Origin of the sequence: Sporosarcina highlanderae, from assembly GCF_030433715.1 — a bacterium.
Classification (GTDB): Bacteria; Bacillota; Bacilli; order Bacillales_A; family Planococcaceae; genus Sporosarcina; species Sporosarcina highlanderae.
The window spans coordinates 246,095-269,276 of the sequence record NZ_JAROCC010000005.1 but is presented as its reverse complement, the minus strand read 5'-3'; the positions used below and the strand labels follow the sequence as shown (position 1 = coordinate 269,276).

The 23,182-nt window shown below is 40.3% G+C and carries 26 protein-coding genes; 19 read left to right on the top strand and 7 right to left on the bottom strand.

Going from position 1 to position 23,182, the window contains the following annotated elements:
* Positions 1–218: 218 nt before the first annotated feature.
* Complete coding sequence (gene ctaG, locus P5G49_RS08790; RefSeq protein ID WP_363322172.1) at positions 219–1,145, top strand: cytochrome c oxidase assembly factor CtaG; 927 nt, start codon at positions 219–221, stop codon at positions 1,143–1,145.
* 28 nt (positions 1,146–1,173) lie between these two features.
* Positions 1,174–1,635, top strand: a complete 462-nt coding sequence (locus tag P5G49_RS08785) for a DUF420 domain-containing protein (RefSeq protein WP_301243114.1) — start codon at positions 1,174–1,176, stop codon at positions 1,633–1,635.
* 32 nt (positions 1,636–1,667) lie between these two features.
* On the opposite strand, the gene ytvI is transcribed toward P5G49_RS08785, so the two are convergent.
* Both ytvI and P5G49_RS08775 read right to left on the bottom strand, forming a co-directional pair.
* Positions 1,668–2,726: a sporulation integral membrane protein YtvI gene (gene ytvI / locus P5G49_RS08780; protein ID WP_301243113.1), complete on the bottom strand. Its 1,059-nt coding sequence runs from the start codon at positions 2,724–2,726 to the stop codon at positions 1,668–1,670.
* A gap of 108 nt (positions 2,727–2,834) precedes the next feature.
* Entirely contained in the window at positions 2,835–3,197 is a 363-nt protein-coding gene (locus P5G49_RS08775; RefSeq protein WP_301243112.1) for a YugN family protein, read from the bottom strand.
* A gap of 195 nt (positions 3,198–3,392) precedes the next feature.
* Here P5G49_RS08775 and P5G49_RS08770 point away from each other — a divergent pair, with 195 nt between their 5' ends.
* Positions 3,393–4,484: a CAP domain-containing protein gene (locus tag P5G49_RS08770; protein ID WP_301243111.1), complete on the top strand. Its 1,092-nt coding sequence runs from the start codon at positions 3,393–3,395 to the stop codon at positions 4,482–4,484.
* A gap of 1 nt (position 4,485) precedes the next feature.
* Here P5G49_RS08770 and P5G49_RS08765 read toward each other — a convergent pair whose 3' ends face one another.
* Positions 4,486–5,217 (bottom strand): amino acid kinase family protein, encoded by a 732-nt coding sequence (locus tag P5G49_RS08765; RefSeq protein ID WP_301243110.1) that lies wholly within the window; start codon positions 5,215–5,217, stop codon positions 4,486–4,488.
* 115 nt (positions 5,218–5,332) lie between these two features.
* On the opposite strand from P5G49_RS08765, the gene P5G49_RS08760 reads away from it, so the two are divergent.
* Positions 5,333–6,757 (top strand): UDP-N-acetylmuramoyl-L-alanyl-D-glutamate--2,6-diaminopimelate ligase, encoded by a 1,425-nt coding sequence (locus tag P5G49_RS08760; protein WP_301243109.1) that lies wholly within the window; start codon positions 5,333–5,335, stop codon positions 6,755–6,757.
* Between the two features lie 64 nt (positions 6,758–6,821).
* On the top strand, positions 6,822–7,265 hold the full coding sequence (locus P5G49_RS08755) for a YlbF/YmcA family competence regulator (protein ID WP_301243108.1): 444 nt from the start codon (positions 6,822–6,824) through the stop codon (positions 7,263–7,265).
* A gap of 54 nt (positions 7,266–7,319) precedes the next feature.
* Here P5G49_RS08755 and P5G49_RS08750 read toward each other — a convergent pair whose 3' ends face one another.
* Complete coding sequence (locus P5G49_RS08750; protein WP_301243107.1) at positions 7,320–8,228, bottom strand: glycerophosphodiester phosphodiesterase family protein; 909 nt, start codon at positions 8,226–8,228, stop codon at positions 7,320–7,322.
* Between the two features lie 136 nt (positions 8,229–8,364).
* Here P5G49_RS08750 and P5G49_RS08745 point away from each other — a divergent pair, with 136 nt between their 5' ends.
* Positions 8,365–8,637, top strand: a complete 273-nt coding sequence (locus tag P5G49_RS08745; protein ID WP_301243106.1) for a YlbG family protein — start codon at positions 8,365–8,367, stop codon at positions 8,635–8,637.
* A gap of 9 nt (positions 8,638–8,646) precedes the next feature.
* Here P5G49_RS08745 and P5G49_RS08740 read toward each other — a convergent pair whose 3' ends face one another.
* Complete coding sequence (locus tag P5G49_RS08740) at positions 8,647–9,039, bottom strand: DUF7147 family protein (RefSeq protein ID WP_301243105.1); 393 nt, start codon at positions 9,037–9,039, stop codon at positions 8,647–8,649.
* Positions 9,040–9,138: 99 nt separating this feature from the next.
* Between P5G49_RS08740 and P5G49_RS08735 the strand changes: the two genes are divergently transcribed.
* Genes P5G49_RS08735 through coaD form a run of 3 tightly spaced genes read left to right on the top strand, consistent with a single transcriptional unit; the run spans position 9,139 to position 11,599 of the window.
* Positions 9,139–10,554, top strand: a complete 1,416-nt coding sequence (locus tag P5G49_RS08735; RefSeq protein ID WP_301243104.1) for a hypothetical protein — start codon at positions 9,139–9,141, stop codon at positions 10,552–10,554.
* A complete protein-coding gene (gene rsmD / locus P5G49_RS08730; protein ID WP_301243103.1) occupies positions 10,555–11,106 on the top strand; it encodes a 16S rRNA (guanine(966)-N(2))-methyltransferase RsmD in 552 nt (183 codons plus the stop codon).
* Between the two features lie 10 nt (positions 11,107–11,116).
* Positions 11,117–11,599, top strand: coding sequence for a pantetheine-phosphate adenylyltransferase (gene coaD, locus P5G49_RS08725; RefSeq protein WP_301243102.1), 483 nt, complete (start codon positions 11,117–11,119; stop codon positions 11,597–11,599).
* Positions 11,600–11,654: 55 nt separating this feature from the next.
* On the opposite strand, the gene P5G49_RS08720 is transcribed toward coaD, so the two are convergent.
* On the bottom strand, positions 11,655–12,623 hold the full coding sequence (locus P5G49_RS08720) for a hypothetical protein (RefSeq protein WP_301243101.1): 969 nt from the start codon (positions 12,621–12,623) through the stop codon (positions 11,655–11,657).
* Between the two features lie 151 nt (positions 12,624–12,774).
* On the opposite strand from P5G49_RS08720, the gene P5G49_RS08715 reads away from it, so the two are divergent.
* The gene (locus P5G49_RS08715) at positions 12,775–13,821 is read left to right on the top strand and encodes a SepM family pheromone-processing serine protease (RefSeq protein ID WP_301243100.1); all 1,047 of its coding nucleotides are present in this window, start codon (positions 12,775–12,777) and stop codon (positions 13,819–13,821) included.
* Here the strand turns inward: P5G49_RS08715 and P5G49_RS08710 are convergent.
* Positions 13,794–15,038: a nucleotidyltransferase gene (locus P5G49_RS08710; protein WP_301243099.1), complete on the bottom strand. Its 1,245-nt coding sequence runs from the start codon at positions 15,036–15,038 to the stop codon at positions 13,794–13,796. The genes P5G49_RS08715 and P5G49_RS08710 overlap by 28 nt on opposite strands.
* Before the next feature lie 127 nt (positions 15,039–15,165).
* Between P5G49_RS08710 and P5G49_RS08705 the strand changes: the two genes are divergently transcribed.
* The 9 genes from P5G49_RS08705 to bshC all read left to right on the top strand — a co-directional run bounded on the left by P5G49_RS08705 (position 15,166) and on the right by bshC (position 23,133).
* On the top strand, positions 15,166–15,699 hold the full coding sequence (locus P5G49_RS08705; protein WP_301243098.1) for a YceD family protein: 534 nt from the start codon (positions 15,166–15,168) through the stop codon (positions 15,697–15,699).
* Positions 15,700–15,726: 27 nt separating this feature from the next.
* Positions 15,727–15,900 (top strand): 50S ribosomal protein L32, encoded by a 174-nt coding sequence (gene rpmF / locus P5G49_RS08700; RefSeq protein ID WP_301243097.1) that lies wholly within the window; start codon positions 15,727–15,729, stop codon positions 15,898–15,900.
* 116 nt (positions 15,901–16,016) lie between these two features.
* Positions 16,017–16,775: an enoyl-CoA hydratase/isomerase family protein gene (locus tag P5G49_RS08695; RefSeq protein ID WP_301243096.1), complete on the top strand. Its 759-nt coding sequence runs from the start codon at positions 16,017–16,019 to the stop codon at positions 16,773–16,775.
* Between the two features lie 117 nt (positions 16,776–16,892).
* The gene (locus tag P5G49_RS08690; protein WP_301243095.1) at positions 16,893–18,254 is read left to right on the top strand and encodes an acetyl-CoA carboxylase biotin carboxylase subunit; all 1,362 of its coding nucleotides are present in this window, start codon (positions 16,893–16,895) and stop codon (positions 18,252–18,254) included.
* A complete protein-coding gene (locus P5G49_RS08685) occupies positions 18,251–18,466 on the top strand; it encodes a biotin/lipoyl-binding carrier protein (protein ID WP_301243094.1) in 216 nt (71 codons plus the stop codon). The genes P5G49_RS08690 and P5G49_RS08685 overlap by 4 nt, the downstream gene beginning before the upstream one ends.
* A 59-nt stretch (positions 18,467–18,525) precedes the next feature.
* Positions 18,526–20,076, top strand: coding sequence for an acyl-CoA carboxylase subunit beta (locus P5G49_RS08680; RefSeq protein WP_301243093.1), 1,551 nt, complete (start codon positions 18,526–18,528; stop codon positions 20,074–20,076).
* Between the two features lie 78 nt (positions 20,077–20,154).
* Positions 20,155–21,036, top strand: coding sequence for a ketopantoate reductase family protein (locus tag P5G49_RS08675; protein ID WP_301243134.1), 882 nt, complete (start codon positions 20,155–20,157; stop codon positions 21,034–21,036).
* 6 nt (positions 21,037–21,042) lie between these two features.
* Positions 21,043–21,435: a DUF3397 domain-containing protein gene (locus P5G49_RS08670; protein ID WP_301243092.1), complete on the top strand. Its 393-nt coding sequence runs from the start codon at positions 21,043–21,045 to the stop codon at positions 21,433–21,435.
* A 90-nt stretch (positions 21,436–21,525) separates the two neighbouring features.
* Complete coding sequence (gene bshC, locus P5G49_RS08665; protein WP_301243091.1) at positions 21,526–23,133, top strand: bacillithiol biosynthesis cysteine-adding enzyme BshC; 1,608 nt, start codon at positions 21,526–21,528, stop codon at positions 23,131–23,133.
* Positions 23,134–23,182: the final 49 nt, after the last annotated feature.

Sequence of the window (23,182 nt, the reverse complement as noted above, 5' to 3'; positions counted from 1 at the left end):
CACGGAAAGCGTCCGCTCGGAACGAAAATCAACAGTTCCAGCATAAGCCCTCGTAAGTGGACTTTTTCAGTGGCCTCGATTAATTCCACAGGCTTTTTGCTTTTGCCCCATCCAGCTACGGTCGGACTCCGCTTTATATTATTGTTCAAACTTCGTTCATTGTGTTCGCACCGTATTAGTTTTATAATAATGAAAGACACTTTAAAGGAGCGATGGCAATGATGCCTTTAAGCATATTCGGATTTCGTGCATTATGGAGTCCATATTTTTTTGTAGGACTTGTACTTCTTGTTGTATTGTATTTTCTCTTAACCAAAAGGTGGAGAAACTGGTTTGAAGGGTCGGAACCAGTAACTAAACGTGAAATCAGATTTTTCCTTTCTTCGATGGTGCTCTTGTATATCCTTAAAGGGTCGCCTGTTGACTTAATCGGACATATACTGTTTTCCGTTCATATGACGCAAATGGCGCTTCTTCTGTTAGGGGTTGCTCCGTTAATGATTATTGGTATACCGAACTTTGTCTGGAAAAAGGTTTTCAGCGTAAAAATAATTGATAAAACTGTTAGGTTGCTGACAAAACCAATTATTAGCTTATTAATATTTACACTTGCTTTTTCCTTGTATCATTACCCGATGGTACTTGATTATATTAAATTGAGTGCAGTGTTGCACGCTGTGTTTACAATAACAGTGTTTTTAGCAGCTTTGGTATTATGGTGGCCTGTAGTGAATACACTGGACGATCATCCATCTCTGCATGGATTAAAGAAAATCGGCTATGTAATTTTAAGTGCCCTTTTAGTGACGCCTGCTTGTGCCCTAATCATTTTTGTGGATGTACCTGTCTATGAGACATATAGCAGTGGAGAAGCGTGGCTGAAGGCTATGGCGCTCTGTGTACCGGCCGGGACGCTATCGGGCTTATCTGGTATGGGTATTTCGGGTCCAGAGCTGTTTACCAACATGCCGACCGTATATGATCAGCAATTGGGCGGAATTATAATGAAAATTGTACAAGAATTAATCTATGTAGTTGTCATAGGTAAAATCTTCATCAAGTGGTATCGTGAAGAGCAATTGAATGCAGATGAGATTACACAGAGAGATTTGCTGGAAAGACAAAAATTTGAAATGAATAGATGATCTATTTCACTCTGAAGGGGTATTATGTATGAATGTTCCTTTTTTACCAACACTGAGCACTTTTTTCATTGTGTTATCAGCCATTTTCGTAGCAATCGGATGGAAACTGATTCGTAATAAAAAAATCGATGCTCATAAAAAAATGATGATGGCAGCTGCAGTATCGGCCATTCTGTTTTTCATCATATATGCATCCCGAACAATTTTTATCGGAAACACTGCTTTTGGTGGTCCGGATAACTTGAAGGTCTATTATACAATTTTTCTCGTTTTCCATATTATTCTTTCGACTACAGGGGCTATCATCGGTATTCTTACTATCCGTTGGGGTCTGAAAGATAGGCTTGAAAAACACCGTAAAATAGGGCCTGTAACAGCGATAGTCTGGTTCTTCACAGCCATTACTGGCATTGCTGTTTACTTATTACTATATATAATTTATGAAGGCGGCGAAACCACTTCATTGATTAAAGCCATATTAGGGACATGAAAACGCACTTCTGAATTAGAAGTGCGTTTTTTTTACAATTTAAAATTTAGTTTGATGATGCCTGCTTCTCGTGCAGTGTTAAATAAGATTACAAGCATCGGGCCGATGAACAATCCAAATACACCGAATAATTTTAAACCGATAAACATGCCTATCAAAGTCGGAAGAGGGGATAGGCCGATCTGATTGCCCATTACTTTCGGTTCGACAGTTCTTCGAATGATCAGAAGAACAGCAGCCAGGACAGCAAGCTTCGTACCGAGTCCAATATCTCCACTGACATATTGATATAATGACCATGGAGCAAGAATTATGATAGAACCTAAAATCGGAATGAGATCGATTATCCAAATAACAAGAGACATAACCAAAGCGTATTTTGGAGCTATGATCAGCAAACCTACGAAACTTACTGCTAAAATGATTAAGCTTACCAGCAATTGTGCTTTTACAAATCCAAAAATGACCGAGTTCAATTTAACTGTCATATAGCGTACTTTCTTTGAAGTTTCCTCAGTCAAATGTCTAAAAATCATTTTCTTTAACTCTGGAAGTTCCAACATGAAAAGGAATAGCGCAATCATAAAAAAGATAAAGCTGACTAAGTAGCTTGGAATTTCAGATGCAAGGGCTACAATCTTTTCTGAATTGAAGAATGCTAAAAAGGAATCTTTAAAAGACATCAAAATATCATTAAAACTATTTTGCATCGATTTTACTACATCGTCGGGCAAATCGGAGGTGTATAAAAAAATCTTACTCTGGACGTCTATCCATACATTCGATAGCTTGTTCAAGTATTCAGGAGCATCTTTTGTGAACTGAATGATTCTACCAATCAATGATGTAATCGTATAATAGATGATAACTGCTAATAGTGCAATTATGAAAATATACACTGACATCACAGATACACTTCGTTTCCATTTAAACTTGGATTCAGTCAATTTGACAAGAGGTTCAAATAGAATCGCAGTTATAAGGGCCAAAATGATTGGTATAGAAACTGGAAGAATAAAAATAAAGATTAATATGACGATGATGAGTAGGGAAAAAAGCATAATATTTTTTTTTGTAAGCCAACGGGACAACGGTCATTCCTCCAAACTGTTCATTAGTAGCATTATAACCAAATTAAATTGTAAATAATAGAAAAAAGTCAAAGAACTATAAGTTCTTTGACTTTCCTAAAACAATTATTATTTCTGGAGGTATGGCTTAAGTTCTTCCATAACCGCTTTCAATGTTGCTTGGCAGTCTTTTACAAGGCCTTCCGGGAAGTTTTCATCTTCTCCATATTCAACACCGTGTGGATAGTAGTGTTTACCAAGTGCCGGTTTTTTAAGGTGAATGATGGCATCGCGAGTATCTACATCTCCATCAGGTGTAAAACCGAATACACGAAGGTAATATGTACCCTCTTTAATTACATATTTTTTATCATATGTTACACGCTCATAATCCCATTGCCCAGCACGAACAAGATCATGCTTCAACATGATTTCATCAAGTAATGATAGGTCGGCAACAACTTCTTCAATGCCTGTATTTTCAATCCACATCGTCTAAAGTCCTCCTTCGTGATCATCCAGTCAATTGCTTATACTTATTTATAATAGAACAAATTGGTTGGAGTTGCAATGACAACATTGTGTCATGCGTTATGTGTAGACTGAATGACGCATAATTTTAAAGGTGTCTTTTGTATAAGAAATTAGTTAGAATTAGATTATATCTACAGAAAGAGGCGAGAAGAAATGAGAGTTTTATGGAAAATAGCGATATTATTGTTTATACTTCTCGCAGTATTCTATTTCTTAGACAGTCGTGTAAAAGAAAATGAGCCACTTGAATCGCCAGTAAAACATGGGACGGCTATTCCCGTGCCTGATAAAGAATTTGATGAACAACAAATTTCAGGACCAGAAAGGCCGAAAACAGGACTTTCAACATTTGTCGGGAAAAGTTCGGATGAGTTAATTGAATCTTTTGGAGAGCCTGACCGTATTGAGCCTTCCGCTTATGGATATGAATGGTGGATTTACAAAGTCGCACATAATTTTATGGCAGGTGTGAACGACGATGGAAAAGTGAATCAACTATTCAGCGCTGATCAATCCGCTGATTTAAAACCTTTTTCTGTAGGGCAGAATGTAAATGAAATTTATAGATTTTCGATTATTGAAACCGAAGTGAATGTCGTGCTTGGAGAGAATATTTATACTTTCACACTGAACAGTCAGGATCTCAAGGATAAAATCCTTTTAAAATTTAATGGCCTATATGCACAAGTTTATGTAGACGGTCAAGAAGATATAATTGAAGGTGTTCGGTTCATCGATCCAAAGACCTTAGTTGTCCACCAACCGTATGATATGGAATACATGGGTGAATTAATAATAGCCCGCCATCCATCTTCACGAGCTCAAATGGAAGTGGACCGTTCAATGGAAAGACAAATTTTCGAATTAACGAATATTTATCGTGAACATCACGACCTTCACCCTTTGGAAAATAATTATTGGTTAACGACGCTTGCACAAAATCATAGCAAGGACATGGCAATCGGAAATTATTTTTCACATGAATCTCCCTCAAGCGGGAACCTATCAGAGAGGCTGAAAAACCAAGGAATTGAACATAAAAAGGCGGGGGAGAATATCGCCTCCAATTATGTGGACGCTATAGAAGCAGTCCATGGTTGGCTGAATTCCCCCGCACATCGTAGTGTTTTGTTAGATCCCGATGCAACGGACATCGGTACAGGAGCATATGGGAAATATTATACACAAGTATTAATAAAATCTGATCATAAGAAAAAAACGGAATCCGGTCTTATGGAAAGATGAACTATGGGCTGACCCAAGTGCCGTTTTCTTTGGAAGTGATACCTCTTACATATAGGGGTATCGCTTTTTTCATTGCGTAAAGTGCAGCTCGTTTTTGAATGACGGGGCGATCTGTTTCAAGGAGAGGGAGTAGCTGATGGATGTTTATATTATCTAACTTCTTGGAGTCGTTATGATCACGGGGATCGCTTGACATGATGCCTGGCACATCTTTAAAAAACTCAACATGTGATACTCGAAGAGCAGCACCTACCGCGATGGCTGTCAAATCACTTCCACCTCTCCCAATCGTCATAACCTGACCGAACTCATTTATCCCTTGAAAACCTGGAATAATGACACAGCCGGTTTCTGTTAATGCATCTGTTATCATTGTCGGATCAACATCACTTATTGTACCATCCCCGAAATCTCCAGATGTCCAAATACCCGCTTGTATGCCATGTAAAATCCTATTCGGCGTACCTGCTTGTTGTAGTTCCGCAGATAGGATGGCTGATGCAATAAGCTCACCGCATGAAGCAGCTAAATCACTTGCTGCCTTCGCAGAACTAAAAGCATCTGTTAGACGCAATAGACTATCTGTGGAGTATGGATCATCTCCTCTACCGATGGCTGAAACGACCACTACAACATTTTGATATCTTTCCACTGCGGCTTGGATGTGTCCGATGCATAATTTTCTTGTTTGTTTGTCTTTCATGGCCACTCCGCCAAATTTTTGAACTATCATTCAAGCTCCCAACTTTCTTCGTGTCGTTCGTTTCAATTCCTTCATACGATAAAGTATGGTTCGCTCTCAATATATTCGGTAATCATGAAAATTGTTCGGGAAGGGGAGAGGGCTTTTGTTACTATCAGAGATCCTGAAAGATTGGCCCTGTACGGTTTCTGGAAGTATCGGCATGTCGGTGTGTGGCATAACCGAGCGTTCTAACAAGGTGGGAGAGGGTTATATTTTTGTTGCAAGACGAGGTGCCCGGCATGATGGGCTATTACATGTTCAGGAAGCTATTGAAAGTGGCGCAGTAGCAATTGTAATTGATCGCAATACATCTATAAATATAGCAATACCTCACAATATTACAATTATTACCGTGCCGGATGGAAGAAAGTTCATTTCATACGTTAGTGCGAAACTTGCCGGTGACCCAGCAGAATCAATGACAATCATTGCTGTAACAGGAACAAATGGCAAGACGACAGTTACACATTTTATCGGTCAATTATTAAAAATGTCCGGAAAACAAGCTGCCGTTATCGGGACGACAGGAATCTTCTTGAATGGTAGAAAAAGGACTCTCGAGGTTCCAGAGATGACCACTTTACCTGCAGAATTCTTACACCCATTATTAAAAGAATGTCTTGAAGCGGGAATGGAATACGTTGTCATGGAAGCCTCTTCATTGGGACTTTCAACTTATAGACTCGATCATTGTCGAATTGACGTAGGGGTATTCTTGAACATTGGTGTTGATCACTATGAGGAACATGGCAGTAAAGAGGCGTATCTCAGTGCAAAGAAGAGGTTGGCTGCGATGGCGAATAAATTAGTGGTGAATTTGGATGACGAGCAATGTTTGTCCCTTGTCAATAATGCCAATCGACCAACCAACTATTTCAGTGAAACAATGATGTCGGGCTTAAAGGTTTCAGATGGCCACTACTCTCATGCATTAACAGGTTGTCATAATCGGATGAATGCACTTGCCGCCGTGACGACATTGAATTCACTCGGTTTTGATAGGACGGAATTATTATCACTTTGCCAAAAGCTTCACTTGCCTGAAGGACGTTTACAACGGGTTGAAGATTCGGGGTTAACCGTCTTTGTTGACTATGCCCATACACCCGATGCCCTTCACACGGTTTTATCTTCCCTAAGAAAGGAACACAATGGCGGACTGATAACTGTCTTTGGTTGCGGTGGTGATAGAGATCATGGGAAGCGTCCGTTAATGGGAGAGGTGGCAGCAAACTTCTCGTCACAAGTAATCATTACTTCAGATAATCCAAGAAATGAAAATCCACTTCAAATAATTGATGAAGTTTTATCAGGAATTGATAGCAAGAATTCTAAAAGCGTAACTGTTGTGCCCGATCGAAGGGCCGCAATTCGTAAAGCTGTGTTTGATGCGAAAGATGGGGACGTTATTTTGATAGCTGGGAAGGGTCATGAGAAAACACAGCAAGTCGGGCAATTGTTTTTTCCATTCTCGGATTATAGTATTGCGAAAGAGGCATTGCAGGATAAAAAGTCCAAGATTAATTGAACAGAAAACATGCAAAACCGGTAGCATATTTGTTATGATTAGTTGGAATGGAGGGGAAAGCCCGATGATGATGACGGATGAATGGATGTCAATCATTGAGAAAGCAGAGACGCTCTCCGACATGTTACTCTCTTCTGAAATTATAAATGAGTATAGAAGAGCGAATCATGCCGTATATTCCGACGAGTCGTTGGCGAAAGCGATATACGATTTTAGCAACATAAAAGAGCGTTATGAGGAAGTACAACGTTTTGGAAGATACCATCCTGACTATAAGACAGTGATGAAAGATATACGTATTCAAAAGAGGAATCTGGATATGAACGAGAAGGTGGCTGCTCTAAGGGTTGCCGAGAATGATGTTCAAAACCTATTGAATGAGGTTAGTTCAATCATTGCAAAATCGGTTTCCGATTCAGTTAAAGCGCCTGCGGGTGATGGATTCTTTGCGGATTCATCTTGCGGGGGCGGATGCGGATCCGGCGGTAGTTGCTCCTGTTCAGCATAATGTTTGTATAGATTTAAGAAACGGTTGCCATTCTTATAATGGCAACCGTTTCTATTAGTCTGAATGGTGTTGTATGATTTCTGTCACCATTTCCGGGTCATCGGTTACAAAACCTGCTGCGCCAATGCTTAACAGTCTCTCAATCGTTTCTTTATCTTTAACATCATTATAGTAAACTGCAACATTAAGATTTGAAAGGAAGTTGATGAAGCTCTCAGTATTCATCGGAAAGACTCCCATCTTTTCAGGGATGCAAAAAAGATCTGCACGCGGATTATATAAATGACCAAATTTGCTTGAAAATGCTGCATAGGCCTTTCTCACTTCATCATTTCCAGCCCCGGTTGCAACTTTGTTTTGTGCATACAAATTGAAGCGATCAGTTTGCTCATCAAAAGAACTCATAACGATTACCCGATCCTCAGCACCCATCTCATCAAGTAGACGCCAAAGCTTTGAAGGCATTAAACTTCCTTCATACGTGTTTGGAGAATCTTTTAGATTAATGGCAAGGAGCATTTGCGGATAAGCAGCTAACAATTCCCGCAAGGTAATAATTTTTTCACCTGTATCACGATATGGATAGTTACCATCCTCATCGACAAACATAAATCCAGCATCCGCTTTTTTCAATTCAGCTAATGTATATTCGGAAACTTTCCCCGAAAAGTCCGTTGTCCGATCTGCTGTTTCATCGTGGAAAACGATAATTTCTTCGTCTTTAGTTAAACGGATATCTATCGCAAAACCATTAACCCCAAGTTCTGCTGATTTTGAAAACGCTGTTAGCGTATGCTCTGGGGCGTTTTTCATTCCACCACGATTGGATAGGACGACTGGATTTTTGAATTCAAGTGATTGCTTGGGAGAGCGGGGTTTCGGCTTGGCAACTACCTTGGAGGCTGCCCAAGCTGTTAAACCGGCTGCACCTACGGTAATGGCCACTTTGGTTTTTCTTCCCATTTCGTATCCTCCTCTATTATCGTAAACATGTCCTACTCTCATTATAAGGGAAAAAACGAAGGCTGTCAGCAATGTTCAGTTGCAGCCCATTTCTCACCTATGGTATTGTATGGGGTAGGAAAAGAGGGGGGAAATCATGATTGATCGACAAGGGATAATTGTTTATCTGCATCATTTGAAACAAGCGAAGTCTTTAAGGAAGTATGGTCATGTCCACTATATATCTAGAAAACTGAAATATGTTGTCCTCTATTGTGATCAAGCGGACGTTGAAGAGAACATCCGTAAAATTGAACGTCTTCCATCAGTGAAAAAAGTACTGCCATCGTATCGCCCGTTTGTAAAAACTGAATACGAGAACGTCAAACCCGATAAGGCGAAAGAATACGACTATAAAATCGGCCTCTAAAACTTTCTTTTATTGTAATGGTGGAACTAAATGGTTCAAACGAAGGATTCCTGTTATATACTGATAAAAGAGACGATGATCCGCAAATTCGGAAGAATGCTTTAATTCGATGAAGATAGGTTCCTGACCAACTTCTTCAGAAGCGTTTTCAAAAAGTAGTCTTCTTTTCGATTTTTTGTCGTCTTTCTGTATAATACCTTCCCTGCATATGTAAATTGGCATAAAATTGCTATCTTGTGCAGGGTGGAAAACAGCAGCAAGGGAGATAGCTTGCCCGCTCTTCGTATTGGAAGAAAATATGAAGGTCCGATGTAAGCGCTTTTGGTTTGTTTTTATGAGCTCCACTAACTCGTAAACGTCTCCAAAACCTTCACCTAATTCAATAAAATACTGTTGTAACATACTCATGGTGCCACCTTTCGTTAAAATAGAATACATCATATCATAGCATTGAATTTTTTAATCTGCATTTATCATACCTTTTGCAATGAGGTGCAACAATTGAAGATCGTCCTTAGGACAGTCATTCTGTTATTAATCATTAACTTCTCACTAATTTATATGCATTACAGTCAAATGGCGGATGCGAACGGTAAGACGGAAGAGGAAATGACATACTTGGAGGAAATCGAAGTTATCAATAGGACCGATGAGCTTGTTGTTAGACATCATTTCCTTAATTTGAATACAAATAGACATGAAATTGTTTGGCCAGATGAAAGCGAAGACGTGGGCTGCTTAAAGGAAGCTGACTCATCTTGTTCAAGGATTAATGAAAGTGTGACGGCAATTTTGGAAGGGGAACAAGACCGCCAGTCCATTACCTACAAAATCCCTAAATCTGACCCGATGGCTATGAATAGAATATGGAGGAAACCTTTCGTTACGTTAAAGAATCAAACACCTGAAACAACAATCTTGCATATCACTGATGAAACCGGGATAGATGGCATGTGGATTAGTGGATTAAATTTTGTAGGGAACAAAAAAACCGAAACGATCGACTACTCCTTGTACAAAGGTAATGGACAAGTAACGAACCTTTATTGGCAACAGAAATCACTGCCCTTTGCATACAGAGGGAGCAACCTTTCAGTTTTAGGTGAATCTATCAATGAAAAGGTCGCAACTCAATTAAATGATTCTTTATTGGAACTAAATGCGGATCATATCGTAGTTGCTGTTGACCCAAATGGGGAATCGTTTCAATTAGACCGAATATTACTTACCCAGCATGACTTGCCTGGAATTGTTAGTCCGGTCTTGGATATAGGAGTGCGATCACTATACTTTTTCCCAGAGGGGGAGCAGATTACCGCCGATCTAATCGTGTCAATTCTCATCGATGAACCTATTGGGAACTCAAGGTCTATGGAGGCTTTTGGGATGTTGAGAAAATCGTTGACAAAGGGTCAGTTGGAGGCATTGAAGACCAATTTGATCAATCTTCGGGGGTCTAACATGGATGCGGCTGCGTTAGATAACTTAGTCGGGGAGGTAAGTGGACTAAGGACCTCTTTTGTGCAAAAGAACAGAGAAAGTAGTTATCCTCTTCTTTTTGAAGAGAAAAGAATCATTTATATAAACGACAAAGCACAAGAGGGACTTCGAGTAATCGTCTTGAATAACAGGACACTCTATCCGGCAAGTGAAGTTCTGTCACAGAGCGGTTATACACTATCGGCAAATGATAAATCTATCTATATTGAAAACGGTACAGAGAAGATTAGGTTTTCATTAAGAGATCCTTTTTATGTATTGAATGAAAAAAGATATACTTTGAGGGACTCGCTTTTCGAATTGATTGATAATGAATATTATTTCGAAGAAGATGCGTTGAGGCGTCTATTTCATTTGTCTGTGCAAAAAAATCACGAGGCCATATACATCACAACGTTAACGGAAGGTGGAATCTGAATGAGAGTCATATCCGGATCAAGGAAAGGGATCCCGTTGAAATCTTTAGCGGGAAACTTGACGAGACCAACTTCTGATAAAGTGAAAGAATCTATTTTTAATATGATCGGCCCTTACTTTGATGGAGGGATTGTAGTCGAATTGTTTGGAGGCAGCGGTTCATTATCCATCGAATCGTTGTCTAGAGGTGCTGATGAAGCGTATATTTTCGAAAAAAACCCGAAAGCCTGCTCAATCATCCGTGAGAATGTAGCGAAATGCCGATTCACCGATGAAGTCCATATCATCCGTAATGATGCAAGGAATGCCGTGAAGTCATTGCAATCTTCTCCTACAATTAATATTGACCTGTTATTCATTGATCCGCCATATGCTGAGGAAAAGTATTACGACCTAACTTTGGAAATTGTAAAAGCAGGATTATTATCGAATCACGCGATAATTGTTTGTGAACATGAAAAGCATTTGACGCTACCGGAATCATACGGAGAATACATAAAGACGAAAAACCCGATTTACGGCAACAGTGCGATATCCATTTATATGAAATGAGTGAACATCAATGTCGAAAATAGCAGTAGTACCTGGAAGTTTTGATCCGATTACAAATGGACATATTGATATTATCGAAAGAGCATCAAAAGTGTTTCCGGAAGTCCGAGTGGCTGTTATGAATAATTCTGCGAAACGATCACTATTCACTGTTGAGGAACGGGAGGAATTGATCCGTTCTGTTACTTCGAAGTTTCCGAATGTTATCGTAGAATCATCAAGCGGTTTGTTGATTGATTATGCTCGTAGTGTCGGCGCTTCAGTAATAGTCCGAGGTTTACGTGCGATATCAGATTTTGAGTATGAGATGCAGATTACGTCTATGAATAGAATGTTGGACGAGAATATTGAAACGTTTTTTGTAATGACGAAAAATCAGTACTCTTTCCTCAGCTCTTCCATCGTGAAGGAAGTAGCAAAGTATAATGGAGATATATCAGCACTTGTACCTCCTCAGGTAGAAATTGCGTTGAAGGAGAAGTTCGAAAAATGATAAGTGGAGGGCGGAAGATTTTCCGACCCTCTACTTTTTTATGCAAATACCTCGATTATAGTAGAAAGTATAAGATTACTGGTACAGCAATGATGCTCCAAACTCTGTTAACTAAATAGGGTAGAAGAGGGGTGTTGACTGTTTTTGCAATAACGAATACTTGCATATGGATACTTAGGCCGTTCATGGATATAATAGCAGCAATAATAAAAGGGAATAGTTGACTTGTGTAAAAATGATCAGTTGCAGATTGAACGCCAGACGTCATTTCAAATATGGCTAATAAAATTGTTTTTGTAATCCCAAGGTCTACTGTAAAGGCTGATAAAATTGTTGATGTTAACACATTGCCTAGTGAAGAGAAAAATATGACTGTTGTTGCGACTAAAATAATAACATTTGTACTATCCTTAAGTGCATCCAATAAAGGTGAGCTACTTATTTTTTTCTTGTTTTCTTGTATAGGGATTTCTATTTTGGTCTGTGTTCGTTTTAATAAAAGTAAAGTGAATATGAAAAAGATGATATTGGCTATATGAATAGCAGCAAGAAGTTTCCAACCTGCAGTGGAATTGCCAAATAGCTCAGTGCCTACAAATCCTATAATGAACATTGGCCCAGGGGCATGACAAGCGGCTAACAAATAACCGCTCTCGCGCCTCGATAACTCCCCATTTTTCACCATTTCCGTAACGGTTACAGCTCCGACTGGGAAACCTCCGAAAGAACCTAATATATATGCTTTTAAATACCGTTTCCAATTTCTTTTCGAATTTGATTTCATAGGCGTTTTTAATAGCCATTGGGTTAGAATAATATAAGGTAGTAAATATGGAAGCAGTGCATTAACAAATAAACGAGCACCTGCCTCTGCCCCGTCATGGGCTATGCCTGGCTGAAGTATGAATAAGACGATTAAGCCCCAAATGATAATAAGGTTGATCATATTTTCAGCAGAGGCATTGTATGTAAGTGGCGTTTTTTCAAGTATGCTCTTCCTTTCGCGTTCAGAATTGAATGCCAAATTGCTACCGACATGCTTTATTACGGATATTTTTGGTGGTACACTATTAAACAATATTGCTGTCTAACTCAGGGCGTAAGATGCGCCCTCCGCTTTTCTTTTGTTATTTATATGCTGTATCTGTACAGGCTATTAATGGAGGTGTGGTTGTATGAACGCGAAGAGGATTGGATTGTCCGCGGTTGTTGTGCTTTTATTGCTGTTTTTATTTATTTACCCTTTAGATGCATACGTATCGAAACCGGGTGGAGCTTATGATTTAGAGCCGATTGTGGAAGTTGCTGGAGGGGATGAGAATGACGTAGGAACATTTAGTTTAATGACTATTTCAATCGGAAAGGCCACCCCTTTTTCCTATGTAGCCTCCAAGTTTTCGGATCGAATGAAAATTTTACCGATATATAAAGTGAGACGGGAAGGGGAAAATGATAAGGAATATAATATTCGGCAAAAGAAACTCATGTCTGATTCTCAATTTAATGCGATCACAGTCGCATTCGAGAGAGTAGGAATCCCGGTCGATATTACATACGATGGTGTTTTTGTCGTAAGAGTCTTGACTGGAGGTGCCGCTGACGGAAAACTTGAAGTGGGAGATAAAATCCGTAAAATTGACGGGGTACAATTGACAGAGCCTGGTCAATTAGCTGCCATGATCTCTGCAAAGGGGCTGGGCGATAAGGTCAAAATGACAGTTGACAGGGATTCTGAACAAAAGGACATTGAACTAGTGTTAAGTGCAATTCCTAATCAAGAAGGGCGAGTTGGTTTAGGGGTGGAATTCCAAGAGGATCGCGAGTTATCCACTAACCCGAAAGTAAATATTCATACAGCTGAAATAGGCGGGCCTTCCGCAGGTCTAATGTTCACCCTTCAAATCATGAATCAATTGATGGATGAGGACATAACGAAAGGGTATAACATTGCTGGGACTGGTGAAATGCTTGCTGACGGTACGGTTGGACGTATCGGTGGTGCTGATTTTAAGGTGATCGCAGCTGATCGGGAAGGCATTGAAATATTCTTTGCTCCTGACGATTATTTATCTGAGGAAATTCGCAAGGCTAATCCCGGAATCATGACGAACTATGAAGAAGCATTAAAGATGGGCAAAAAAATAGGCACGAAAATGAAAATCGTGCCTGTCCGAACCGTTGACGATGCTTTAACTTATTTGAGAGAATTACCTGAAAAATAATTGTTCATAATGGGTGATAGTGTATAATCTAACCCTATTTTGGCATTTTTGGATCCTTTTCCAATTGCCAAAGCATAACTATCGGATGCTCGAATATCCATATCGAGTGATGGGTCTGAAAAGGACGCCACTTTACTGATAAGGGGAAGTGGCAAGTCTTTTTTTATACTACTTAGGTAAGAACGACCTTTGTCCGTCATTCCAAGCAATCTTAAATAAGCTGGTTCATCCATGCCGGAACGCATTTCTGTTGTAAAACCGGTCAAAATATGTGTCAGCATTCGTTGAATCCTTGTCCAAGTGTATCGCTTGGATTTCGTGGATTCCATAAATGATTGAAATGTATCGTTTGTTTGTGCAGCACGATAAATCAGGTTCTCAATTCCTTCTGATAGATCGGCAATTGTTGCAAGTCGGACGGGACCATCGCGTAAAATACAAAATCGTAAAAATGGATAAAAACTCTCCCAGTTTCCAAAATTGATCCGTTCCCTTTGCCATTCAGTGAGAATCACTTTAGTGGTTTCGGGGATGAAATTTATTATTTCATCCAATTTTTCGGTTGAAAAAAATGATTTACGGATACCTGTCGCACTCGCCACTCTATTAACATCCAATGTCTCCTCATGATAGCCTGCACCAAGCCTTTTTATAGTAGTTGGTATCATTGAAGAGCTAATTGCATTGGCAGCTTGCATGTAGTGGAATCCTAAAATGTTGTTGGGTTTGGAGAGGTCTACATGCCTTCCACTCTTTTCTGAACCTGAACTCACTGCATCGTATGCCCTGTTTAGTGCCATTGGATAGCTAAGTCCATCTTGCATCGCGTTTTTGACTTCCTGATTGTATTCATCCGAGGTTTTGTCAAGGAGGTTCAATGTGTTTTGGAAAGGTTCGACATTCCCATCCTCACTTCCGAAACAGTACGCGGTACAACCAGCAGCATCAAGTAGACGAATTGCACCATGTGCAAAAACGGGGGCATGGGCGGTTGCAAATCGATATGGCAGCTCAAATACGATGTCTACTCCAGATGCCAAAGCCATTCTTGTCCGCGCCCATTTATCAACAAATGCCGGTTCTCCTCTTTGCAGGAAATTACCGCTCATCACAGCAATGATTAAATCAGCATTTGTAGCTGCTTTTGCCTGCTGAGCATGGTAAACATGCCCGTTATGCAAAGGGTTATATTCAACAACAATCCCTGTTGCTTTCATTATGTCCACCCCTTCGGTATAATCTAATTAAATTATACGATGCTGCGATTTAGGTGACAAGAAAATATCTTGACATCCCATTTTATCCATTATATAATCAACAGTGTTGTCTTGAGGTGATATAGACGTGAAATGGTCCATTCATCAATTACAGAAATACAGACAAGGGGCTATGCCGCTTGACGAAGCGGTGAACCTTGAAACCGTTAAAAAGCGGAATCCGGAAATCCGGGATATTAAGCCTGTCCACGTAACGGGCAGCTGTGTTATCGGTTCAAAGAAACTGAGTTGTCGTTTTCACCTTGAAGGTGTAATGACATTACCTTGTTCTCGGACATGGGAAGATGTTGAATTTCCTTTTTCCATTGAAACGAATGAGCAGTTTAGTTGGGACGAGGCCACTCTTGCTACGGACGATGCGATTCACCCAGTTGAAGGGGAAGTTGTCGATCCGACCCCACTTTTTGAAGAGCTAATTCTTCTTGAAGTGCCTTTACAAGTCTTGAGCGAAAAAGCTGAGGAAATGACGAGGGCAGAGGGGAAAGGTTGGTCTTATACTACTGAAGATGAATTCGATGCGCAGTTGAACGAAGAAAAGGAAAAGAAAGTTGACCCGCGATTAGCTGGATTAGCTGATTTTTTTAATTCGGACAAGGAATAGGCGATCGATCATAAGGAGGTGCCTCAAATGGCAGTACCAAAAAGAAGAACTTCAAAAACAGCTAAAAGACTTCGTCGTACACATTTTAAATTACAAGTTCCAGGCATGACAACTTGCGACAATTGTGGCGAAGTGAAATTGGCACACCGCGTTTGCAAATCTTGCGGTCATTACAAAGGAAAAGAAGTAGTAGGCGAATAATCTAACCTACTTAAAAAACCACCGCGAGGCCATGGCTCCGGTGGTTTTTTCTATTTATAGTGCGGAAGGCTACCGACTGGAGCTGGATTTCACAACTTGCAAAAGGGGGAATTATGTTGTCATATAAAATAGAAATCAATGATGGTGTTGCAATATTTACGATTGACCGACCTGAAATGAGAAACGCAATCAACTTTGAGGTTATGGATGGGTTAGAAGAGTTTTTGGGGATTGTTGAGAATGAGGAAAGCGTTGCTTTTGCTGTTGTAACGGGAAGTGGTGACCGTGCGTTTTGTTCCGGTGGCGATTTATCGGTATTTCATGGCTTCCGCACAGCAAAAGAAGCCTATCCCATGTTAAGTAAAATGGCCGGATTATTATACAGATTGTCTACATTGCCTGTGCCAGTCATTGCACTCGTTAATGGAACCACGGTTGGTGGTGGCTGTGAAATCGCTTCAGCTTGTGATTATAGGGTTGTATCTTCGAAAGCCAAGGCAGGGTTCATCCAAGGAACACTCGCCATTACAAGCGGTTGGGGCGGTGCTACACAGCTCTTTATGAAAATGAAAAATCATGATACAGCTTTAAAATTATTATCCGAGGCACAAATACATACAGCGCAAGAACTGAAGTCGAACGGATGGGCAACAGCTATTTATGATGGTGATGCAAAAGAAGGATTACAGAAATTTATCGCCAATATGAAAAATATCCATCCAAACGTTCATAAAGCGTATAAAAAGATTTCCATACAAGATTGGGAACGTGCTGAAGTTAATGAACGAATGCTTGAAGAGGCGTCACAATGCGCTGAATTATGGGAAAGTGAAGCGCATCATGATGCGGTTGCAAATTTCCTTAGAAAAAAATAAGTATGGATAAAACTTAGATTATCAAACTAATTCAGACTAATAGTTGAAAACGGTTTCATTCTTCGTATAAACTATAGATGGGAGAAATACAATTTTAAGCAGCTTGGGGGTTTCATTATGGATAAAATACTTATTGCGAATCGCGGGGAAATTGCTCTCAGGATTATCAATACATGCAAGCGGTTAGGGATAAAAACAGTAGCCGTTCATTCCGAAGCCGACGAGCATATGCCATTCGTGAAGGCTGCGGATGAGGCCTATGTAATTGGACCAGGACCCGTTCAGCAGTCTTATTTGAAAGCTGACGATATCATTGGGATTGCATTGGAGACAGGAGCGAAAGCGATACATCCGGGATATGGCCTGTTATCAGAAAACGCGGTATTTGCCCGGAAAGTACAAGATGCAGGCTTGAAGTTTATAGGGCCTGACTCGCAGACGATAGAATTGATGGGGGATAAAATTGCTTCCAGATTGAAGATGAGGGATGCGGGGGTTCCTGTCGTTCCAGGCACTGATGAAGGCGTTTCTTCGATTGAAGAGGCTATAATTGCTGCGAAGCAGATTGGTTATCCTATTATGCTTAAGGCGAGTGCTGGTGGCGGCGGTATTGGTATGGTACGTTGTGAAAATGAGCAAGCGCTCAGTCAACACTTCCAATCCATTAAGAGCCGTGCGAAGGCCTATTTTGGTGATGATGTGGTCTTTCTTGAAAAGTTCGTTGAGAACGCTCGTCATATTGAAGTACAAGTGTTTGGAGATTCAAAGGGAAATATAGTCCATCTGTTTGAACGTAATTGTTCTGTTCAGAGACGCAATCAGAAAGTGATTGAAGAATCTCCATCACCGGGATTGAGTGATGATGTAAGAAATAGATTACATGAGGCAGCTGTTGCCGCAGCAAAAGCTGTCGAATATGAAAATGCAGGGACAGTGGAATTCATTTTATCGAAGACTGATGAATTTTATTTCCTTGAGATGAATACAAGGTTACAAGTGGAACACCCCGTAACTGAAGAAGTCACAGGATATGATTTGGTGGAATGGCAAATTGAAGTCGCAAAAGGAAATGAATTGCCGGTAAAGGCTCAACAGCTGATCGATACATCTGGCCATGCTGTTGAATATCGGATTTATGCAGAACATCCAACGACATTTATGCCGTCTCCAGGTAAAATTGCTAAGATGGAATCACTGCACGACGAAAGTGTACGGATTGATGCGGGATATGAGGAAGGCGGCACCATAACGCCTTTTTATGATCCGATGATTGCAAAAGTGATTATTCATGGGGAAACACGCAGCGAAGTGATTGAAAAATCAAAGACATTCTTCAAATCCTATACTATAGAAGGTGTAAAAACAAATATACCGCTATTCCAACAGTTCATTGATTCTAATGAATTCTTGGATGGCAATTACAATACAAATGTTTTAGCTGAATGGCTAAAAACTAATAAGGAGGAAGTAACTAAATGACACAATTAAAAGCGGCAATGGCGGGAACAGTATTCACTGTAAATGTAGCAGAGGGTGATCAAGTAGAAGCGGGTCAAGTGATTATCGTATTGGAATCTATGAAGATGGAAATCCCTGTTGAAACAGAAATTGCGGGTAAAGTATCTTCGATCAATGTTCAAGTCGGGGACTTTGTAAACGAAGAGGACGTCCTTGCAGTAATTGAAGCATAAAAGAATGGATGGACCTAATTTTTCAGTAAAGGTCAACTGTGAGCGGAAGGGGTAGAACGATGACAAAACGAGTGGAGCAAACAGTTTACAATGAACAATTAAAAAAGAAAATAGAAGAAATTGTAGCGGGTGGCCATCCTAAATATCATGAGAGATTGAAAGAACAGAACAAGTTGTTTGTTCGTGACCGATTGAAGCTTTTATTTGATGACGGAAAATATCTCGAAGATGGTCGATTTGCAAATTGTGAGGCGAATGATTTACCTGCGGATGGTGTAGTGACCGCAATGGGGAAGGTCAATGGCCAGACTGTTTGTGTGATGGCGAATGATTCTACAGTTAAAGCTGGATCTTGGGGTTCCCGTACAGTAGAAAAAATCATCCGTATCCAGGAAGTTGCAGAGAAAAATAGAGTTCCTATGCTATACCTCGTTGATTCGGCGGGGGCAAGGATTACTGATCAGCTTGAAATGTTCCCGAACCGCCGTGGTGCGGGAAAGATTTTTCATAATCAAGTAAGATTATCCGGTTTCATCCCACAAATCTGTCTTTTGTTTGGACCTTCTGCTGCAGGAGGTGCTTACATCCCGGCGTTTTGTGACATCGTCATTATGGTTGAAGGAAATGCATCCATGTATTTGGGATCGCCTCGGATGGCGGAAAAAGTGATTGGGGAAAAGGTAACGCTTGAAGAAATGGGCGGAGCAAGAATGCATTGTACCGTAAGTGGCTGCGGTGACGTTCTTGCTAGAAGTGAGGAGGAGGCAATCAGTGAAGCGCGTCGATATTTAGAGTTTTTCCCTGCGAACTTCACTGAAAAACCATCATTAAAAGAACCTATTGCGAGAAAAGTAGGGCGCTCGCTTGAAGAAATCATCCCTGAAAATCAAAATGCGCCGTTCGATATGTATGAAGCGATTGATGCGCTCATCGATGAAGGAAGCTTCTTTGATATTAAAAAATTTTTTGCTTCTGAATTGATCACTGGACTTGCAAGGATTGAAGGGCAACCGGTTGGTATTATTGCGAATCAGCCGAAAGTAAAAGGCGGTGTCCTATTCGTTGACTCGGCGGATAAGGCAGCGAAGTTCATTAACTTATGTGATGCGTTTTCGATACCGCTATTATTCTTGGCTGATGTTCCAGGTTTCATGATAGGAACAAAAGTGGAGCGTGATGGAATTATCCGTCATGGAGCTAAACTTATCATGGCGATGAGTTCGGCAACCGTTCCAAAGATTTCTGTAGTTGTCAGAAAAGCTTATGGAGCTGGACTGTATGCTATGGCAGGTCCGGCTTTTGAACCCGATGTATGCATAGCTTTGCCAACTGCACAAATTGCAGTTATGGGACCTGAGGCGGCAGTCAATGCCGTTTACTCCAATAAGATTGAGGCAATTGAAGATCCGAAAGAAAGAATCGCATTTGTGCAAGCGAAACATAAGGAATATAAAGAGGAAATTGATATTTATAAGATGGCTTCTGAAATGATCGTGGATGAAATTATTTCACCTTCGGATTTACGTGAAGTACTCGCGGAGAGATTCAGATTTTATTCCACAAAAGATCTTCCGTTGCCACCTAAAAAACATCCTGTATATCCTGTATAATTGAATAATAGGAGTAACAAAGGGCGCCTTTTTGTGAAGGTGCCCTTTTTATACAAGGGGGTAATGAGGTTGGAAGTTGTGATCGCAGGGGCAGGTTCAATAGGTTTGTTAGTCGGTTCCTATTTGGCTGAGGCCGGATGGAAGGTTTCTTTTTTTACAAGAAGGGAAGAACAAGCCTCCGTCATTCGTCAAGAAGGAATTAGGCGCATTGATGCAGAAGGAACTGATGATACGGTTCTGGTGGGAGCTGAAACGGAAATAGAGAAATTACCTAAATCAGCGCCTTGGATTATCGCTGTCAAGTATAGCGGTGTCGGCTCAATCCTTTCAATTCTTGAAGAAAGAAAAATGGACAATGCAGTAATGTTTATTCAAAATGGTTTAGCTCATTTCAATCTCGCTGAGGCATCAGATTTACCGAATGTTTTCTTTGCAACAGTTGAACATGGCGCAGGTCGTATTGATGATCGGACTGTCTCCCACAATGGCATTGGTCTTATTAGGGTAGCCCCTTTCCGTGGAGATGAAAAGGCGTTTGATGCACTGAAATCTGTCCATTCAACGACTTTTCCCATTGAATTCGTAAGTGATGCTGGTGGAATAGTGTTACGAAAAGTGTTGATCAACTGCATGATTAATCCTTTGACGGCAATTCTTCAATTGAGGAATGGTGAATTATTGGAGCGGGAGCATGCCCGAGGGCTGTTTGATGAATTATATATAGAAATCAGTAATGCTTTTCCAGAAATGCAAAATGCCTTACCAAAGGATGCAATCGAGGAAGTATGTCGAAAAACGGCATTAAATCAGTCATCCATGCTCAAGGATAGGTTGAACGGGAATTCGATGGAAATAGAAACGATTGTAACAGCGGTAGTAGAAATGGCGGAAAAAAGGGGGACGCCCTTACCTTTATTGAAAACCCTTGAGAAAATTTTATTCGTCTTGGATGGGAGATGATTGTTTGTGATTCATGGAATCATTTCGGTTCTTATTGGGATAGTTATTGTTTTTCCTTTTTTAATAACTATCGTTTTTCTTGTAACGATGAGGAAGTTGGGGAAAGCGCCAGTTAGTGTTTTAGGACAAGCAGCGGATTGGACAACCCCGTTTCTTTTTCTATCTGTATATATCACTTCCTCGGCAATTTTCGGAGAAGGGATGGGATACTATATTACAGGTATCGCCATATTAGTCGCTATCCTTCAAGCTGTTTTTGAAAGAATGAAAGAGAAAGAATTTAAAATCACTCGTTCTGTACATAAAACATGGAGATTGTATTTCCTGATTTTGGGTCTTTCCTATCTGATTCTTATTGTGGCAGGAGTCATATTAAAAGTTTCGGAATATGTCAAATGATAGCGAACTTAGAAGGGATAAGCGTAATTTTTTCAATCCGATGGAATTCAATGTATACTTTGTTCAAACAAATAAAAAGGGGCATGAAGGATGGAACTTGAGTCATTCGTTTTACAAAATGGAAATAAGGTAATGCAAGCATATAATCATGATGAAAAATTCATACATAATTTCTTTGACTATAAAAATGAGAGTAACTCCTATCCAGAAAGGTTGGAAGAGTTGTCCAATCGTTCTTTTTTGAGGGAAGAACTGGCGAACGTTATTAAAACATTTATGGAACCGTTCGGCATATCGGACAAAGCGGCTCAACATATCGGGGAATTAGCCGAAAATGGCGTCGTCGTCATTGGTGGACAACAAGCCGGTATAATGACTGGTCCCCTTTATTCGGTCCATAAAGCAATAACTGTCATATTACTTGCCGAAATGAAAAGGAAAGAACTTGGTGTTCCTGTCATTCCTGTTTTCTGGGTTGCTGGAGAAGACCATGATCTGAATGAAATCAATCATGTCTATACGGAAACATCCGGTATGGTGACAAAGCATAAATATCGTGAAAAATACATTCTTAAATTAATGGCATCGGATGCCGAGTATTCTCATGAAATGATGACCACGTTCGTCAAAGATACATTCCGTCAATTCGGAGAAACCGAGCATACGAAAGCTTTACTGGATGAAGTTTTGACGGCCGTTAGAATGGAAACGACGCTCACTGGATTTTTTGTCAGATTGATGAATGACCTATTTAGTGAACATGGTCTTTTACTAATTGACTCGGCGTACAAGCCATTACGGGAACTTGAAAAAAGCCACTTCAGCGATCTCATCCAAGAGGCCGAGAATATCGCGAAAATGATTGCGAGCAAAGAGGAAGAATTTGACGCACTTGGTTTCGGCAAGCCGATCGAAGCGGAGTATGATGCAGCGAATCTATTTTATGTCCATGAAACTGGAAGGGTATTACTAACAAGGGACGATGGATACTTTGTTAATAGTAGTGCCGGTATCCGTTTCACGACTGATGAATTGCTGAAAGTCGCATCTGAGGAGCCTTGGCTTCTAAGCAATAATGTTGCAACACGACCGATCATGCAAGATTTGGTCTTGCCTGTTTTGGCATTTGTCGGGGGTCCTGGAGAAATTGCCTACTGGGCTTTATTGAAAGATGCCTTCCATCATTTGGGTATCAAAATGCCAATTCTTGTTCCAAGAATTTCTATAACTTTAATTACCCCGCAGGCTCAACAAGCGATGACCGATGTTTCAATGTCTCTCTCGGATGTTTTGTCTGGTAAAGTACAAGAAGAACGTGAACAGTTCATTGGAACATTGCATAATGAGCGTTTTGAGGATCTTATCCGAGAAACTGAAACATTATTGGAAAGTAAATACAGTGAACTGGCGTCAGCGACTGATCGTTCAATGGAGCAACTGCTACAAAAAAACCTCGAATTCCATAAGAAACAACTGGATTTCTTAAGAAATAAAGCCGAAGAAAGCATATTGATTAAACACGATGTCGCCTTACGTAAATATCGTATACTTGAAAACGAACTCATTCCTGAAGGATCGCTGCAAGAGCGAATTTACACACCTTACACTTTTATGAATCAATACGGTACCAAATTGGTCCGGGATTTGCTTCGTCAGCCATTGAAAATGGACGGTACCCATCAAATCGTTTATCTTTGATAATTCTTCGCTTTTTCAGTCAATAATCGACTGAAAAAGCGTTTTTTAT